This window comes from Streptomyces sp. NPDC001292, from assembly GCF_042896465.1.
Classification (GTDB): domain Bacteria; phylum Actinomycetota; class Actinomycetes; order Streptomycetales; family Streptomycetaceae; genus Streptomyces.
In genome coordinates, this window is record NZ_JBIAXG010000001.1 from 532,408 (window position 1) to 548,940 (window position 16,533).

14 protein-coding genes and 1 riboswitch are annotated in these 16,533 nt (G+C 69.4%); of the genes, 11 read left to right on the plus strand and 3 right to left on the minus strand.

Annotated elements, in window-relative coordinates; translation table 11 throughout:
- The first annotated feature begins 12 nt into the window (after positions 1-12).
- On the plus strand, positions 13-369 hold the full coding sequence (locus ACFY4A_RS02300) for an iron-sulfur cluster assembly accessory protein (RefSeq protein ID WP_006135694.1): 357 nt from the start codon (positions 13-15) through the stop codon (positions 367-369).
- 81 nt (positions 370-450) lie between these two features.
- Here ACFY4A_RS02300 and ACFY4A_RS02305 read toward each other — a convergent pair whose 3' ends face one another.
- Positions 451-2,064, minus strand: a complete 1,614-nt coding sequence (locus tag ACFY4A_RS02305; protein WP_390827626.1) for a hypothetical protein — start codon at positions 2,062-2,064, stop codon at positions 451-453.
- An 829-nt stretch (positions 2,065-2,893) separates the two neighbouring features.
- Here ACFY4A_RS02305 and ACFY4A_RS02310 point away from each other — a divergent pair.
- Complete coding sequence (locus tag ACFY4A_RS02310) at positions 2,894-3,868, plus strand: carbohydrate kinase family protein (RefSeq protein WP_390827524.1); 975 nt, start codon at positions 2,894-2,896, stop codon at positions 3,866-3,868.
- A 58-nt stretch (positions 3,869-3,926) separates the two neighbouring features.
- Here the strand turns inward: ACFY4A_RS02310 and ACFY4A_RS02315 are convergent, their stop codons facing one another.
- Positions 3,927-5,306: a cysteine desulfurase/sulfurtransferase TusA family protein gene (locus tag ACFY4A_RS02315; protein ID WP_390827525.1), complete on the minus strand. Its 1,380-nt coding sequence runs from the start codon at positions 5,304-5,306 to the stop codon at positions 3,927-3,929.
- Positions 5,307-5,647: 341 nt separating this feature from the next.
- Here ACFY4A_RS02315 and coxB point away from each other — a divergent pair, with 341 nt between their 5' ends.
- The 4 genes from coxB (at position 5,648) to ACFY4A_RS02335 (ending at position 10,133) form a co-directional block, all read left to right on the plus strand.
- The gene (gene coxB / locus ACFY4A_RS02320) at positions 5,648-6,607 is read left to right on the plus strand and encodes a cytochrome c oxidase subunit II (protein WP_390827526.1); all 960 of its coding nucleotides are present in this window, start codon (positions 5,648-5,650) and stop codon (positions 6,605-6,607) included.
- Positions 6,604-8,340: a cytochrome c oxidase subunit I gene (gene ctaD / locus ACFY4A_RS02325; RefSeq protein ID WP_390827527.1), complete on the plus strand. Its 1,737-nt coding sequence runs from the start codon at positions 6,604-6,606 to the stop codon at positions 8,338-8,340. Before coxB ends, ctaD begins: the two co-directional genes overlap by 4 nt.
- Complete coding sequence (locus tag ACFY4A_RS02330; RefSeq protein WP_362349201.1) at positions 8,337-8,735, plus strand: cytochrome c oxidase subunit 4; 399 nt, start codon at positions 8,337-8,339, stop codon at positions 8,733-8,735. The genes ctaD and ACFY4A_RS02330 overlap by 4 nt, the downstream gene beginning before the upstream one ends.
- A gap of 138 nt (positions 8,736-8,873) precedes the next feature.
- The gene (locus ACFY4A_RS02335) at positions 8,874-10,133 is read left to right on the plus strand and encodes an Ig-like domain-containing protein (RefSeq protein WP_390827528.1); all 1,260 of its coding nucleotides are present in this window, start codon (positions 8,874-8,876) and stop codon (positions 10,131-10,133) included.
- Positions 10,134-10,202: 69 nt separating this feature from the next.
- On the opposite strand, the gene ACFY4A_RS02340 is transcribed toward ACFY4A_RS02335, so the two are convergent.
- The gene (locus tag ACFY4A_RS02340) at positions 10,203-10,604 is read right to left on the minus strand and encodes a hypothetical protein (protein ID WP_390827529.1); all 402 of its coding nucleotides are present in this window, start codon (positions 10,602-10,604) and stop codon (positions 10,203-10,205) included.
- 211 nt (positions 10,605-10,815) lie between these two features.
- Between ACFY4A_RS02340 and ACFY4A_RS02345 the strand changes: the two genes are divergently transcribed.
- The 5 genes from ACFY4A_RS02345 (at position 10,816) to trpD (ending at position 16,209) form a co-directional block, all read left to right on the plus strand.
- Positions 10,816-11,427 carry a heme-copper oxidase subunit III gene (locus tag ACFY4A_RS02345; RefSeq protein ID WP_100572299.1) on the plus strand — a complete coding sequence of 204 codons (612 nt, stop codon included), beginning with the start codon at positions 10,816-10,818 and terminating at the stop codon, positions 11,425-11,427.
- Between the two features lie 62 nt (positions 11,428-11,489).
- Positions 11,490-12,299 (plus strand): c-type cytochrome, encoded by an 810-nt coding sequence (locus ACFY4A_RS02350; protein ID WP_390827530.1) that lies wholly within the window; start codon positions 11,490-11,492, stop codon positions 12,297-12,299.
- Positions 12,296-13,363, plus strand: a complete 1,068-nt coding sequence (locus ACFY4A_RS02355; RefSeq protein ID WP_390827531.1) for a Rieske 2Fe-2S domain-containing protein — start codon at positions 12,296-12,298, stop codon at positions 13,361-13,363. Before ACFY4A_RS02350 ends, ACFY4A_RS02355 begins: the two co-directional genes overlap by 4 nt.
- On the plus strand, positions 13,360-14,997 hold the full coding sequence (locus ACFY4A_RS02360) for a cytochrome bc complex cytochrome b subunit (protein WP_390827532.1): 1,638 nt from the start codon (positions 13,360-13,362) through the stop codon (positions 14,995-14,997). Before ACFY4A_RS02355 ends, ACFY4A_RS02360 begins: the two co-directional genes overlap by 4 nt.
- 147 nt (positions 14,998-15,144) lie before the next feature.
- A complete protein-coding gene (gene trpD / locus ACFY4A_RS02365) occupies positions 15,145-16,209 on the plus strand; it encodes an anthranilate phosphoribosyltransferase (RefSeq protein WP_390827533.1) in 1,065 nt (354 codons plus the stop codon).
- 85 nt (positions 16,210-16,294) lie between these two features.
- A riboswitch (SAM riboswitch) is annotated at positions 16,295-16,411 on the plus strand.
- The last annotated feature ends 122 nt before the right edge of the window (positions 16,412-16,533 follow it).

The window sequence follows — 16,533 nt, forward strand, 5'->3', positions numbered from 1 at the left end:
GGAGAGATGTAGATGTCCGTATCGGACGAGACCACCACCGTCACCGACGGCATCATCCTGACCGACGCCGCCGCGTCCAAGGTCAAGGCCCTGCTCGACCAGGAAGGCCGTGACGATCTCGCCCTGCGCGTCGCCGTCCAGCCCGGCGGCTGCTCCGGCCTGCGCTACCAGCTCTTCTTCGACGAGCGTTCCCTCGACGGCGACGTGGAGAAGGACTTCGGCGGGGTCAAGGTCGTCACCGACCGCATGAGCGCCCCCTACCTGGGCGGCGCCACCATCGACTTCGTGGACACCATCGAGAAGCAGGGCTTCACGATCGACAATCCGAACGCGACCGGTTCCTGCGCCTGCGGCGACTCCTTCAGCTGATCCGGGCACGGTGGGACACGGAAGGCGGCGGCTCCCTCCACGGGGCCGCCGCCTTCCGTCGTGTTCCTGTGCGCGCGGGCCTCAGCGGGCGAGCGGCGACACCGGAAGCCGTGCCCCCGGCCGCTCCAGGGGGATCTCCCGCCCGTCCGTGCCGACCACCTTCCGGTCGCCGAGCGGCCGGTCCAGGTGCACGGTGCGGTGGAACACCTTGGCGATCATGATGCAGACCGTGTCCGGCCACGCGGTCTCGGTCACCGTGACGGTCACCCGGTCGGAGCTCTCCCGCGCCGACGCCCGGTAGTCGGCGCACACCCCGCCCTCGAAGCGGACGGTCAGCTCCTCGCCCTCGGTGCTGTAGCCGGTCACCTTCACGTCACGCGTGACCGGGGCGCCGTGCGAGCCCCTCGGCTTCGGACTCGACTGCCCGGACGGCGGCGCCGGCGCGGTCAGGTACTGCGGGGCGACGGCCGGATACGTCACCGTGGAACCGGCGCCCTGCCCGGCCGGCGGCCGCACCTCGAACAGCCAGGACGGGACGAGCATCCGCTGTCCCCCGGAGGAGTGCGCGGCCAGACCGAAGACCGCCTTGCCGATCGTGACGGCGTTCTCCGGGGCGGGGGCGGTGTCCGACGTTCCGCACGGCGCCTCCAGACGGTCCTTGTGCGGTACGGGACTGGCGCAGCCGCCGATGCCCATGCGGTGGTCGGCCCGCGGGGCAGCGTTCATCAGGCCCAGCGTCTTGCGCGCGCTCAGGACGGGGTAGGTGTCGCCCTTCACCGGTGCCTTCAGCTGACCGCTGCCGCCGACCACCTCGCTCTGGCGGCCGATGCTCAGGCCGGTCGTCCAGCCGTACGTGGGCAGTCCGCCGACCCGCGGATCGGCGTTGACGACCCGCTGGTCGCCCATGGTCTGGGCCGCGTCCACCTTGGCGTCGTCCTGTCCCAGGGCCTTGAGTACCGGGGCCGCCGCCTTCAGTGCCGCCGCCGCGCTCACCGGGTGGACGGGCGGGGCCGCCGGGTCGTGTCCGCACAGCGCGCCCTTGCAGTCGTCGGTGCCCGGCGCGTACCGGCTGAACGTCCAGGACCCCGGCGCCGTCCGCTCGACGCGCAGGACCGGCCCGGAACCGTCCTTCCCGGACCCGACCCGCCACGCCCGGGCGTCGGCCACCGGTGTCCCTTCGAGGCCCAGTGCCTCGGCGAGCGAGGCCACCTCGTCCCGGGTGACCTCGCCCCGCGCCCGGTACACCGGCGCCGAGCCGGGCCCTTCGGGCAGCGGGCCGGTGACCCGGTAGGTCGTGCCGTAGGGGTTGGGTTCGCCGGGCGCGATTCCGTTAGGACCACCGTCACCGGTGCCGGTGCCGGTGCCGGTGCCTGTGCCTGTGCCTGTGCCTGTGCCGGTGCCAGTGCCAGTGCCTGGAGCGGAATACCCGTCGAGGACCAGCGGCCGCGGCGTGCCGTGCCCGCCCGGCGTCGCCGCCCCCTCCGTACGCCCACCGGGATCCGCGGCGAGCACCACCCCACCACCACCCACCAGCAACACCGCAGCGGCAACCGAGGCAATAACCACGGGCGACCGCCCCCGAGCCCGCGTCCCACCGGAGCGGCGGTCGTCGTCCGGGGTCCCCGTGACGTCGGGGACATCAGGGACTTGCGGGGGTTTGGGGACCCAGGGGACTTCCGGGGTCCCCGAGCCCATCGCGCCCTCCGGGCCATGGGCCTCCTTCGTGTCTTTCGGTGCCTCCGTGACCTCGTCCCCGACCCCGCTCGCCGGCTCGGACCCGATCTCGGACTCGGCTCCGGCTTCGGCCCTGGACCTCGAGCCGGCCCCGGCCTCGGGCTTGGACCCCGCCCCGGCCTCGGGCCCGGACTTGGCCCCGGAGTCAGCGTCGGACCCGGACCGGGCCTCGTCCCTGGCGTCGGACCCGGACCGGGCCTCGGCCTCGGGCTGCGGCTGGGCCTTGGGCTCGGACCCGGGCCGGGCCCCGGCCTCGGGCCCTGCCTCGGGCTCCGGCTGGGACCCGCCGGACCGGGCCTCGGGCCTGGGCTCGGGCCGGGCCTCGGGCCTGGGTTCGGACCGGGCCCCGGAGTCGGCCCCGGCCTGGGCCTCCGGCCCAGAGGCCTCCGGCCTCGACGTCTTCCCCCGGTCCGTGGCCTCCTCGGCGGCGCCCGTGGACTCGTCGTCGTGGTCGGGTCGCTCGGTGTTCACCGCATCGCTCCTTCGCCTGCACAAGTGCTGATCCCGTGACCCTGACCGGCCCCCGACAACGCGGTGGGCCGGTGGGTCGTATCCCGCACCCCCCGGGTGGGGGACAGCGATGGGACGCGGCGGGGGAGCGCGCGGTTCCCTTCCGTACGCCGGTCGGGTCCCGGTCGTACGCCGGCCGGGTCACGGACGGTGGAACGGCGACCCGGTCGGGTGCCGATATCCGGACGCGGTCCCGGCCCGGCGAGCGGCGACGTGGGCACCGACCTCCGGAGCGGGTAGCGTGAACTGTCAATCCCCTGACTCCAGGAGCATCCACGCCGTGCGCATCGCAGTCACCGGCTCCATCGCCACCGACCACCTCATGACCTTCCCCGGCCGCTTCGCCGACCAGCTCGTCGCGGATCAACTGCACACGGTCTCGCTCTCCTTCCTGGTCGACCAGCTGGACGTCCGGCGCGGCGGGGTCGGCGCCAACATCGCCTTCGGCATGGGGCAGCTCGGTACCAGGCCGGTCCTGGTGGGCGCCGCCGGACCCGACTTCGGCGAGTACCGGGCCTGGCTGGACCGGCACGGCGTCGACACCTCCTCGGTCCGTATCTCCGAGACCCTGCACACCGCCCGGTTCGTGTGCACCACCGACGCCGACCACAACCAGATCGGCTCCTTCTACACGGGCGCGATGAGCGAGGCCCGCCTCATCGAGCTCAAGACCGTCGCCGACCGCGTCGGCGGTCTCGACCTGGTCCTGATCGGCGCGGACGACCCGGAGGCGATGCTCCGGCACACCGAGGAGTGCCGCTCGCGCGCCATCCCCTTCGCCGCCGACTTCTCCCAGCAGATCGCCCGGATGAACGGCGACGAGATCCGGATACTGCTGGACGGGGCGACGTACCTGTTCTCCAACGAGTACGAGAAGGGCCTCATCGAGTCCAAGACCGGCTGGGACGACGCCGAGATCCTCTCCCGCGTCGGCCACCGGGTCACCACCCTCGGCTCGCGCGGCGTACGCATCGAGCGCGCCGGCGCGGACCCGGTCGAGGTCGGCTGCCCGGACGAGGAGCGCAAGGCCGACCCGACGGGCGTCGGCGACGCCTTCCGCGCCGGGTTCCTCTCCGGCCTCGCCTGGGACGTCTCCCTGGAGCGCGCCGCCCAGGTCGGCTGCATGCTGGCCACCCTGGTGATCGAGACCGTGGGCACCCAGGAGTACCAGCTGCGCCGCGCCCACTTCATGGAGCGCTTCACCAAGGCCTACGGCGACGACGCGGCCCGCGAGGTCCGCGCCCACCTCGCCTGACGGAGCGTCGGGCGGAATCCGGCGGAACCTACCGGAACCCAAAGGGACCCAAAGGAACCTAGGAGACCCGGCGGACGACGTAGGCCGAACCCTCGTCCGCCGGCTCCTCGCCCACGTACTCCTGCCCGCGCATCTCGCACCACGCCGGGATGTCCAGCCGCGCCGCCTCGTCGTCGGACAGGACGCGGACCGTGCCGCCGACCGGTACGTCCCCGAAGACCTTGGCCAGCTCGATCACCGGGATCGGGCAGCGCCTGCCGAGGGCGTCCACGACCAGCGCGTCCTCCCGCCCGGCGGCCGGCGCCCCGGCCGGTGCCCCGAGCTTCTCCCGCACCCCCGCCACCACGCGCGGCAGGACGGCCAGGAACCGCTCGACGTCCTCCTCCGGCGTCCCGGGCGGCAGCGACACCCGCACATTGCCCTCGCTGAGCACACCCATCGCCCGCAGGACATGGCTCGGTGTCAGCGTGCTGCTGGTGCAGGACGAACCGGAGGAGACGGAGAAGCCCTCGCGATCCAGCTCGTGCAGCAATGTCTCCCCGTCGACATAGAGACAGGAGAAGGTGACGACGCCCGGCAGCCGGCGGACCGGGTCGCCCACGACCTCCACATCCGGCACCAGCCGCGGCACCCGCGTCCGGATGCGCTCCGTCAACTCCCTCAGCCGTACGGCCTCCTCGGCCGCCTCCGCCCGCACCGCCCGCAGCGCGGCCGCCGCCGCCACGATCGCCGGGATGTTCTCGAACCCGGCCGACCGGCCCGACTCCCGCTCGTCCACCGGCCCGCGCGGCGCGAACCGCACCCCCTTGCGCACGACGAGCAGCCCGGTCCCGGACGGCCCGCCCCACTTGTGGGCGCTCGCCGTCAGCAGCGACCAGTCGCCGGCGGCCGGGCCCCAGGCCAGCGACTGCGCCGCGTCCACCAGCAGCGGGACGCCCGCCGCCCGGCACACCGCGGCCACCTCGGCGACCGGCTGCTCGGTACCCACCTCGTGGTTGGCCGACTGAAGACAGGCCAGCGCGGTGTCCTCGCGCAGCGCCGCCTCGTACGAGGCCACGGCCACCGTGCCCTGACGGTCGACCGGCACCCGCGTGACCGACCCGCCGTCCGCCTCGTGCGCCTCGGCGGAGTGGAGCACCGAAGAGTGTTCGACCTCTGACACGATCAGGTGGCGTCCGACCCGGCGGCGGCCCGCCAGCGCGCCCGCGATCCCGCTGTGCACCGCCCGCGTCCCGGACGAGGTGAACGTCAGCTCGTCGGCGCGGCACCCCACCGCCTCCGCGACCGCCTCCCGGGCCGCGTCCAGCAGCAGCCGGGCCCGCCGCCCCTCCCGGTAGAGACGAGCGGGATCGGCCCACCCCTCGTCGAGGGCGGCCAGCAGAGCCTGCCGGGCGACGGGATGAAGGGGAGCACTGGAAGCAGCGTCGAAGTAGGCCACACGCCAACGCTAAGCGTTCCGCGGGGACACGGGACAGCGCCGATGTGCGGCTCCGCCGCGCGGGCAGGGGAGATCACAAGGCACCGGCAGTCATGACAAAGGGCGCATACACGCCTCATCGGGCGCCCCGAACCCCCTCACAAACCGGCCCGCGCAGGGGTATCCCACCCCTTCGGGCTGACCCGCGGCGCGTACGGCACCCTCCCCGCGACCCGCCGGAAGGCGTCCAGTAGGGTTTGGTCCGCATAAACATCCAAACCCCTGCCCGACGCAGGGCCGCGACCGACCAGCGAGAAGGCCGCAGCCGAACAGCGCGGGCGAGACTCTCGGGAAGGCGCTACGTGAGTCCCAACGGCTCCGACCGCTCGCCGCGGCGCCCGATGCGGCGGAAGCTGCTGCAGGCACTGACTGCGGGCCTGGTCCTGGCGACCGCAACCGGTTGCACATACAAGGACTTTCCCCGGCTGGGTATGCCCACCCCGACCACGGAAGAGGCTCCCCGGATCCTCTCGCTGTGGCAGGGGTCCTGGGCGGCCGCGCTCGCCGTCGGCTGCCTGGTGTGGGGTCTGATCCTGTGGAGTGCTTTCTTCCACCGGCGCAGCCGCACCAAGGTAGAGGTTCCTCCGCAGACCCGGTACAACATGCCCATCGAGGCGTTGTACACGGTGGTCCCCCTTGTCATCGTCTCGGTGCTCTTCTACTTCACGGCCCGTGACGAGTCCAAGCTCCTGGACATCTCCAAGAAGCCGGACGTCACGGTGAACGTCGTCGGCTACCAGTGGAGCTGGGCCTTCAACTACATCGAGCCCGTCGCCGGTTCCTCGGGCGACGCGAAGACCGACAAGAACCTGAACGCGATTCCGGACCGGTTCAAGGCGGACTTCCCGGCGAACGCCGGCGGCGTCTACGACTACGGCATTCCGGGGACGCGGAACCCGCAGAACGGCAACCCCGGTCCGACCATGTGGCTGCCCAAGGGCAAGACCGTCCGCTTCGTCCTCACCTCGCGCGACGTCATCCACTCGTTCTGGGTGCTGCCGTTCCTGATGAAGCAGGACGTCATCCCCGGCCACACCAACTCCTTCCAGGTGACCCCCACCATGGAGGGCACCTTCCGGGGCAAGTGCGCCGAGCTCTGCGGCCAGGACCACTCCCGGATGCTGTTCAACGTGAAGGTCGTCTCGCCCGAGCGCTACGAGCAGCACCTCAAGGACCTCGCCAAGAAGGGGCAGACCGGTTACGTTCCCGCAGGCATCGCGCAGACGAGCCACGAGAAGAACCGGGAGACGAACAAGCTGTGAGCATCCTCAACGAACCTCAGGGTGCCGCGGCAGCTGAGGACTCTTACGAGAGCGAGCTGCCGGTCCGGCGCAGGCAACCGGGCAATCTCGCGGTGAAGTGGCTGACCACCACCGACCACAAGACGATCGGGACGCTGTATCTGGTCACGTCGTTCGCGTTCTTCTGCATCGGCGGCGTGATGGCGCTCCTCATGCGCGCCGAGCTGGCCCGCCCGGGCCTGCAGCTCATGTCGAACGAGCAGTTCAACCAGGCGTTCACGATGCACGGCACGATCATGCTGCTGATGTTCGCGACGCCGCTGTTCGCGGGCTTCACGAACTGGATCATGCCGCTGCAGATCGGCGCCCCGGACGTGGCCTTCCCGCGACTGAACATGTTCGCCTACTGGCTGTACCTGTTCGGCTCGCTGATCGCGGTGGGCGGTTTCCTCACTCCGCAGGGTGCCGCCGACTTCGGCTGGTTCGCCTACGCCCCGCTGTCCGACGCGGTGCACTCGCCGGGCATCGGCGGCGACCTGTGGATCATGGGTCTGGCCCTGTCCGGCTTCGGTACCATCCTCGGCTCGGTCAACTTCATCACCACGATCGTCTGCATGCGCGCGCCGGGCATGACCATGTTCCGCATGCCGATCTTCACCTGGAACGTGCTGCTGACCGCGGTGCTGGTCCTGCTGGCCTTCCCGGTCCTGGCGGCGGCGCTGCTCGCGCTGGAGGCCGACCGCAAGTTCGGCGCCCAGATCTTCGACTCGGCCAACGGTGGTGCGCTGCTGTGGCAGCACCTGTTCTGGTTCTTCGGGCACCCCGAGGTGTACATCATCGCGCTGCCGTTCTTCGGCATCGTCAGTGAGATCATCCCGGTCTTCTCCCGTAAGCCGATGTTCGGCTACATGGGCCTGATCGGCGCGACGATCGCCATCGCCGGTCTGTCGGTGACGGTGTGGGCGCACCACATGTACGTCACCGGTGGCGTGCTGCTGCCGTTCTTCTCCTTCATGACCTTCCTGATCGCGGTCCCGACCGGTGTGAAGTTCTTCAACTGGCTCGGCACCATGTGGAAGGGCAGCCTCTCCTTCGAGACGCCGATGCTGTGGTCGACCGGCTTCCTGATCACCTTCGTCTTCGGTGGTCTGACCGGTGTGATCCTGGCCGCGCCGCCGCTGGACTTCCACATCTCGGACTCGTACTTCGTGGTGGCGCACTTCCACTACGTCGTCTTCGGCACCGTGGTGTTCGCGATGTTCGCCGGGTTCCACTTCTGGTGGCCGAAGTTCACCGGCAAGATGCTCGACGAGCGCCTCGGCAAGATCACCTTCTGGCTGCTGTTCATCGGCTTCCACGGCACCTTCCTGGTCCAGCACTGGCTGGGCGTGGAGGGCATGCCGCGCCGGTACGCCGACTACCTGGCGGCCGACGGCTTCACCGCGCTGAACACGCTGTCGACGATCTTCTCGTTCCTGCTCGGCCTGTCGATCCTGCCGTTCTTCTACAACATCTGGAAGACGGCCAAGTACGGCAAGCCGGTCGGCGTCGACGACCCGTGGGGCTACGGCCGCTCCCTGGAGTGGGCGACCTCCTGCCCGCCGCCGCGGCACAACTTCCTCACCCTGCCGCGGATCCGCAGCGAATCCCCGGCATTCGACCTGCACCACCCCGAGATCGCCGCCCTCGACCAGCTCGAGAACGCCGGTCACGGTGAGAAGGCCCTCGCTGGCGGCAAGGAGGCCGGCAAGTGAAGATCCAGGGCAAGATGTTCATGTGGCTGAGCGTCTTCCTGCTCATCACGGCCATCGTCTACGGCGTGTGGTCGAAGGAAGCGGTCGGCGCGACGGCGCTCTTCATGGCCTTCGGCCTGTCCATCATGATCGGCTTCTACCTGGGCTTCACGGCCCGGCGGGTCGACGTGGGCGCCCAGGACAACAAGGAGGCCGATGTCGCGGACGACGCCGGTGAGCTGGGCTTCTTCAGCCCGCACAGCTGGCAGCCGCTCGGCCTCGGCATCGGTGGCGCGCTGGCCTTCCTCGGTATCGCGGTCGGCTGGTGGCTCGTGTACTTTGCGGCGCCCATCATCATGATCTCCGTATGGGGCTGGGTCTTCGAGTACTACCGCGGCGAGAACCGCACCCAGTGACCCGCGCCGAGCGTCGCTGAACACCAGGGAGTCCGGACTCTCCACCTGGAGAGCCCGGACTCCCTCTTTTGGCCCACTGATTCCCTCGGACGGGTGATTCACCGCGCCGGAGGTGACGAAGCTCCCTAGCGTGGGGCCATGAGCACCACTGTGATTTCCCGCGGAGCGGGAGCTGCCCTGCTGGTCGCCGCCCTCGGCGCGAGTGCCACCGCCTGCAGTTCGGACGGCAATCCGCTGGCCGCCTACCCGTACGACGCGGCGGACGAGATCTCCTTCAGCGGCCCCACGGACGCCGGGAAGAAGGCCGACCCGGACAAGCCCCTGGAAGTCACCGCTCAGGGCGCGGACGGGCGGATCACGGACGTCACGGCCATGGACGCCACGGGGCGCCGGGTCTCCGGCGAACTGGCCGCCGACGGCAGCCGCTGGCACAGCACCTCACCGCTCGCCGCCGGCGCCCACTACACGGTCCGGGTGAGCACCGAGGACGAGGACGGAAAGCCCGGTCGCAAGGTCCTCACGTTCGACACGGAGAAGCCCACGGGCCAGCAGCGCCTGAACGTCACGTTCGGGCCGGAGGCGGGCACCTACGGCGTCGGCCAGCCCATCACGGCCGAGCTCGACCAGCCCATCAAGGACAAGGCCCAGCGGGCCATCGTCGAGCGCGCCCTCAGGGTGGACTCCAAGCCCGCCGTGCAGGGCTCCTGGTACTGGGTGAACGACAAGAAACTCCACTACCGCCCGCAGGACTACTGGCCCGCCCACGCCACCGTCGAGGCGCACAGCAACCTGGAGAACATCAAGGTCAGCGACAAGCTGCGGGGCGGCGCGGCCAAGCCGCTGAAGATCACCACGGGTGACCGCATGGTGGCGGTCACGGACGCGGCCAAGCACCTGTTGACCGTCTACAAGAACGACGAGAAGATCAAGGAGATCCCCATCACCACCGGCAAGCCCGGCTTCGAGACCCGCAACGGGATCAAGGTCGTCCTGGCCAAGGAGTACTTCGTACGGATGAAGAGCTCCACCGTCGGTATCGCCGCGGGCTCCAGCGACTCGTACGACCTGCCCGTGTACTACGCCACCCGCGTCACCTGGAGCGGCGAGTACGTCCACGCCGCCCCGTGGTCCGTCGGCTCCCAGGGAGCGGCCAACGTCAGCCACGGCTGCACCGGCATGAGCACCGACAACGCCTCCTGGTTCTTCGACACCATCCACGAGGGTGACCTGGTCCAGGTCGTCAACTCGGCCGGCGACAACATGGAGCTCTTCGACAACGGTTTCGGCGACTGGAACATGCCCTGGCAGAAGTGGATCCAGGGCAGCGCCATCGCCTCCGACGCCGGCGGCGCCGGGGCGCAGACGAACAAGGCGCGGCTGACCCCGCAGAGCGTGTGAGAGCAGGTCACGGACGGCCCGCAGCCGCAAAGGGACGCGGGGCCGTCCGCCGGGCCCCACCCAAGGGCCTCAGACGCCGCTGAGCGCCTTCCTGCGCAGCAGGGACGCCAGAGCGGCGGCGAACTCCACCGGCTCCACCGGAAGCGTGACCGCCGCGTCCGCCCGGCTCCACGTGGCCAGCCACGCGTCCTGCGGGCGCCCGATGAGCAGCAGCACCGGAGGGCAGTTGAAGACCTCGTCCTTGATCTGCCGGCACATCCCCATGCCACCCATGGGCACGGCCTCGCCGTCCAGGACACAGACGTCGATGCCGCCCCGGTCCAGCTCCTTGAGGACCGCGGCGGGCGTGGCGCACTCCAGGAACTCCACCACGGGGGCGTCCGGAGCCGGCCGGCGGCCGCAGGCCAGCCGCACCTGCTCCCGGGTGTTGGCGTCGTCGCTGTAGACCAGCACCGTGGCGGTCGCCTGCATTGTTCCTCCGCGTCGTTGGTCGGGAAAACCCCGTCGGGAACTGTCGGGAACTTCCGGGTACCGATGGCGCGGATGCTACCCCCTTCAACTCCTGGTAGACAGCGGTTGGAACAGCCCTTCGACGGGCCGTTCGGGCAGGGCACACCCTCGGGACACTCCGAACGGCACCCCCCGGGGTGAGGGCGGGATAAGCGACCGACATAATGTCGGCGTGGCGACAGCAACGACAGTAGAAACCGGGCACGCGCACCCGTCGGTCAACCGACCGAACCTCACCAGCGTCGGAACCATCATCTGGCTGAGTTCCGAGCTGATGTTCTTCGCGGCCCTCTTCGCGATGTACTTCACCCTGCGATCGGTGACGGGTCCGGCGCACTGGAAGGAGATGGCGGGCGCTCTCAACGTCCCCTTCTCGTCGGTGAACACCACGATCCTGGTGCTCTCCTCACTCACCTGCCAGCTCGGCGTCTTCGCCGCCGAGCGCGGTGACGTGAAGAAGCTCCGGGGCTGGTTCATCGTCACCTTCATCATGGGTGCGATCTTCATCGGCGGTCAGATCTTCGAGTACACCGAGCTGGTGAAGAAGGACGGCATCTCGCTGTCCTCCGACCCGTACGGCTCGGTGTTCTACCTGACCACCGGCTTCCACGGGCTGCACGTGACGGGCGGTCTCATCGCCTTCCTGCTGGTCCTCGGCCGCACCTACGCGGCCCGGAGGTTCACCCACGAGCAGGCGACCGCGGCCATCGTCGTGTCCTACTACTGGCACTTCGTCGATGTCGTCTGGATCGGACTCTTCGCCACGATCTACCTGATCAAGTAGCCGACGAACCGATTCAAGTCCGCAAAGCATCGACGCAGAAGATCCTGACACCGGGGTAATCCGTGAAAAAGCTCTCCGCACGACGACGCCATCCGCTGGCGGCGGTCGTCGTCCTACTTTTCGCGCTGGCGGCCACTGGGGGGCTGTACACCGCGTTCGCGCCCGCGAGCAAGGCGAAGGCCGAGGACACCGCCCAGTCCCTCACCATCGAGGAGGGCAGGAAGCTCTACCTGGTCGGCTGTGCCAGCTGCCACGGCACCGGTGGGCAGGGCACCACTGACGGTCCCAGCCTGGTGGGCGTGGGCGCCGCGGCGGTCGACTTCCAGGTGGGCACCGGCCGTATGCCGGCCCAGCAGCCGGGCGCACAGGTCCCGCGCAAGAAGGTCATCTACAACCAGGCCGAGATCGACCAGCTCGCCGCGTACATCGCGTCCCTGGGTGCCGGTCCGACCGTGCCGACGAAGAACCAGTACAGCCCCGAGGGCGCGGATGTCGCCAAGGGCGGTGAGCTGTTCCGCACCAACTGCGCCCAGTGCCACAACTTCACCGGCAAGGGCGGTGCGCTGACACACGGCAAGTACGCCCCGGACCTCACGGGTGTGAGCAACAAGCACATCTACGAGGCCATGCAGACCGGCCCGCAGAACATGCCTTCCTTCCCCGACACCACGCTGACGGCGAAGAACAAGAAGGACATCATCGCCTACCTCGACGCGGTCAACGGTGACGAGACCACGACCCCGGGCGGTATGAACCTGGGTGGCCTCGGACCGGTCACCGAGGGTCTGTTCGCCTGGATCTTCGGACTGGGTGCCCTTGTCGCGGTCGCCGTCTGGGTCGCCGCTCGGACCGCAAAGGCCAAGAAGTCATGAGTAGCCAAGACATTCCTGAAGAGAACCTGCCCGCAGAGCAGGCAGCCCACGAGCACGGGCGCGGCGCGGTCTCCGTGGCGGACGAGCGGACCCCGTTCGCCGACCCGGGACTGCCGCCCCACGAGCACCGGATCCAGGACATCGACGAGCGGGCGGCCAGGCGGTCCGAGCGCAGCGTCGCCCTGATGTTCACGGTGTCGATGCTGGCCACCATCGGCTTCATCGCCTCGTACGTGACGATCCCGCACGACAAGTCGATCTTCGTCTTCCCGCTCGGGCACATCAACGCGCTGAACTTCGCGCTCGGCCTGACGCTGGGCGTGGCGCTGTTCGCGATCGGCGCGGGCGCGGTCCACTGGGCCCGCACCCTGATGTCCGACGTCGAGGTCGCCGACGAGCGTCACCCGATCGAGGCGTCCCCCGAGGTCCGTGCGAAGGTCCACGCGGACTTCAAGCAGGGTGCCAAGGAGTCGGCGATCGGCCGTCGCAAGCTGATCCGCAACACGATGCTCGGCGCGCTCACGCTGGTGCCGCTGTCCGGCGTCATGCTGCTGCGCGACCTGGGCCCGCTGCCCGGGACCAGCCTGCGCCACACGCTGTGGGCCAAGGGCAAGCGCCTCGTCAACATGAACACCAACCTGCCGCTGCGTCCCGAGGACGTCTCGGTCGGCTCGCTCACCTTCGCGATGCCCGACGGCCTGAAGGATACGGACCACGACTTCCAGAACGAGATCGCCAAGGCGGCCCTGATGATCATCCGGCTCGAGCCGGCCGACATCAAGGACAAGCGCGAACTCGACTGGGGACACGAGGGCATCGTCGCCTTCTCGAAGATCTGCACCCACGTGGGTTGCCCGATCTCCCTGTACGAGCAGCAGACGCACCACGCGCTGTGCCCGTGCCACCAGTCCACCTTCGACCTCTCCGACGGTGCCCGAGTGATCTTCGGCCCCGCCGGCCACGCCCTGCCGCAGTTGCGCATCGGCGTGGACAGTGAGGGTTACCTCCAGGCGCTCGGCGACTTCGAGGAGCCCGTCGGTCCTGCATTCTGGGAGCGCGGATGAGTACATCAGCAGCCAACGAGTCCCGCTCTCGCGGGCAGGCACCGGCCGGCGAGAGGCTCGCCGACTGGGCCGACGGCCGGCTCGGGATCTACTCCCTGGCCAAGGCCAACATGCGCAAGATCTTCCCCGACCACTGGTCTTTCATGTTGGGCGAAGTGTGCTTGTACAGCTTCATCATCATCATCCTCACGGGTGTGTACCTGACGCTGTTCTTCCACCCCTCGATGAACGAGGTGGTGTACAACGGCTCGTACGTCCCGCTGCAGGGTCAGCTGGTGAGCGAGGCCTTCAACTCGACCATGCACATCTCCTTCGAGGTGCGCGGTGGTCTGCTCATCCGGCAGATCCACCACTGGGCCGCGTTGATCTTCCTCGCCGGCATGTTCGTGCACATGATGCGCGTGTTCTTCACCGGCGCGTTCCGCAAGCCGCGTGAGATCAACTGGCTGTTCGGCTTCCTGCTGTTCGTCCTGGGCATGTTCACCGGCTTCACCGGTTACTCGCTCCCGGACGACCTGCTCTCCGGCACCGGTGTCCGCTTCACCGAGGGTGCGATCCTGTCCATGCCGATCGTCGGCACGTACATCTCGTACTTCCTCTTCGGCGGCGAGTTCCCCGGTCACGACTTCGTGGCGCGGTTCTACTCGATCCACATCCTGCTGCTGCCGGGCATCATGCTCGGCCTGGTGGTCGCCCACCTGATCCTGGTCTTCTACCACAAGCACACGCAGTTCGCGGGCCCCGGCAAGAGCAACAAGAACGTCGTGGGCATGCCGCTGCTGCCGGTGTACATGGCCAAGGCCGGCGGCTTCTTCTTCCTGGTCTTCGGTGTCCTCGCGGTCATCGCGGCGATCGTGGAGATCAACGCGATCTGGGTGATCGGCCCGTACCGTCCCGACCAGGTGTCCACCGGCGCCCAGCCAGACTGGTACATGGGCTTCGCCGAGGGTCTGGTCCGCTTCATGCCGGGCTGGGAGGTCAACTTCTGGGGCCACACGCTCGTCCTGGGCGTGTTCATCCCGCTGGTCATCTTCGGTTTGGTCCTGGCGGCGATCGCGGCCTACCCGTTCATCGAGTCCTGGATCACCGGCGACAAGCGCGAGCACCACATCCTGGACCGCCCGCGCAACGCCCCGACGCGTACGGCGTTCGGTGTCGCCTGGATCACGATGTACATGATCACGCTGGTCGGCGGCGGCAACGACCTGTGGGCCACGCACTTCCACCTGTCGATCAACGCGGTCACCTGGTTCGTCCGGATCGGCTTCTTCGTCGGACCGATCATCGCGTTCGTCGTCACCAAGCGGATCTGCCTCGGCCTCCAGCGCCGCGACAAGGAGAAGGTGCTGCACGGTCGCGAGACCGGCATCATCAAGCGCCTGCCGCACGGTGAGTTCATCGAGGTGCACGAGCCGCTCAGCCAGGAGCAGCTCTACACGCTCACGGCGCACGACCAGTACGAGCCGGTCGAGATCGGCCCGGCGGTCGACGAGCACGGCGTCGAGCGCAAGATCAAGGGCTCGCAGAAGCTGCGCGCCAAGCTCAGCAGCGCGTACTACGGCGAGGACAACCAGATCCCGAAGCCGACCGTCGAGGAGTACAGGGAGATCACGAGCGGCCACGGCCACCACTGATCACTGACCGCTGAGCGTCGCCACGCCACGGTCGAAGGGCCCCGTCCGATCTCCGGACGGGGCCCTTCGCCGTGCCCGGGGCTGGATAGGGTGGACCTGTTCGAGACTCGCGTCCCGCAGTACGGGACACCGACCCAGGAGCGGCATATGAACGCTGTGATCCCCGCTGGAGGCGACACCGCGGCGGGCCGCTCCTGGCCCGCCCTGCTGAACGGCCTGCTGGACGGCCGGGACCTCACCGCCGACGAGACCGCGTGGGCGATGGACCTGATCATGCGCGGCGAGGCGACCGACGCGCAGATCGCCGGGTTCGTGGTGGCCCTGCGGGCCAAGGGCGAGACGGTCGAGGAGATCATGGGCCTGGTCCGCACCATGTACGAGCACGCCAATGTGATCGAGGTGCCCGGCGCGACCGTCGACATCGTCGGCACGGGCGGCGACGGCGCGAAGACCGTGAACATCTCCACCATGTCCTCGATCGTCGTGGCCGGCACGGGCGCCAGTGTCGTCAAGCACGGCAACCGGGCCGCGTCCTCCGCCTCCGGGGCCTCCGACGTACTGGAGAAGCTCGGCGTCAATCTGGAACTGACGCCGCGGCGGGTGGCCGAGGTGGCGCAGGAGGCCGGAATCACCTTCTGCTTCGCGATCAAGTTCCATCCGGCGCTGCGCCACGCGGGCGCCGCGCGCGGCCAGTTGGCCATCCGCACCGTGTTCAACGTGCTCGGCCCGCTGACCAACCCGGCCAGGGTGCGGGCCCAGGCCGTCGGTGTCGCGGACCCGCGCATGGCACCGGTCGTCGCCGGCGTCTTCGCCGAGCGCGGCCACTCCTCCCTGGTCTTCCGGGGTGACGACGGCCTGGACGAGCTCACCACGACCGCCACCTCCCAGGTCTGGATCGTGCGGGACGGCAAGGTGACCCAGGAGCGCTTCGACCCGCGGGACGTCGGTATCGAGTTCGTGCCCGTGGAGGCGCTGCGGGGCGGGGACGCCTCGTACAACGCCGAGGTGGCCCGGCGCCTGCTGGACGGCGAGAAGGGGCCCGTGCGGGACGCCGTCCTGCTGAACTCCGCGGCGGCGCTGGTGGCCCTGCGGCCGGGTCCGGGCACCCTGGCCGAACAGATCCGGGCCGGTATGGACCGTGCGGCGGAGTCGATCGACTCCGGGTCCGCCAAGCGCACGCTGGAGCGCTGGGTGGCCGCCAGCAACGCCTGAGACCCGAACCTCCCGTCGCAGGGCGCAGCCCACGATCCGGACTGCGCCTTGCGCGTGGAAGATCGTGTGGCAGGATGCTGAACCAGGTCATGAGTGACAGCCATGTGGCCCCGGCCGGCTGTCCGGCAACCCTCCGTCCGTGGCGGGGTGCCCCGGGTGAAGACCAGGCCGTAGGCAGCGAGGCCTACGGCAAGCGCGGACCCCTCGCACTCCTCCGAGTGGACACAGCCCAGGGGTCCTGGTCTACGAGGGAGCCTTCCGTGAGCAAGCGAATGCGCTAGGGCCTGTCGCCCCAGAGGCCGCAGAGCCCCGCCACCGCGCTTT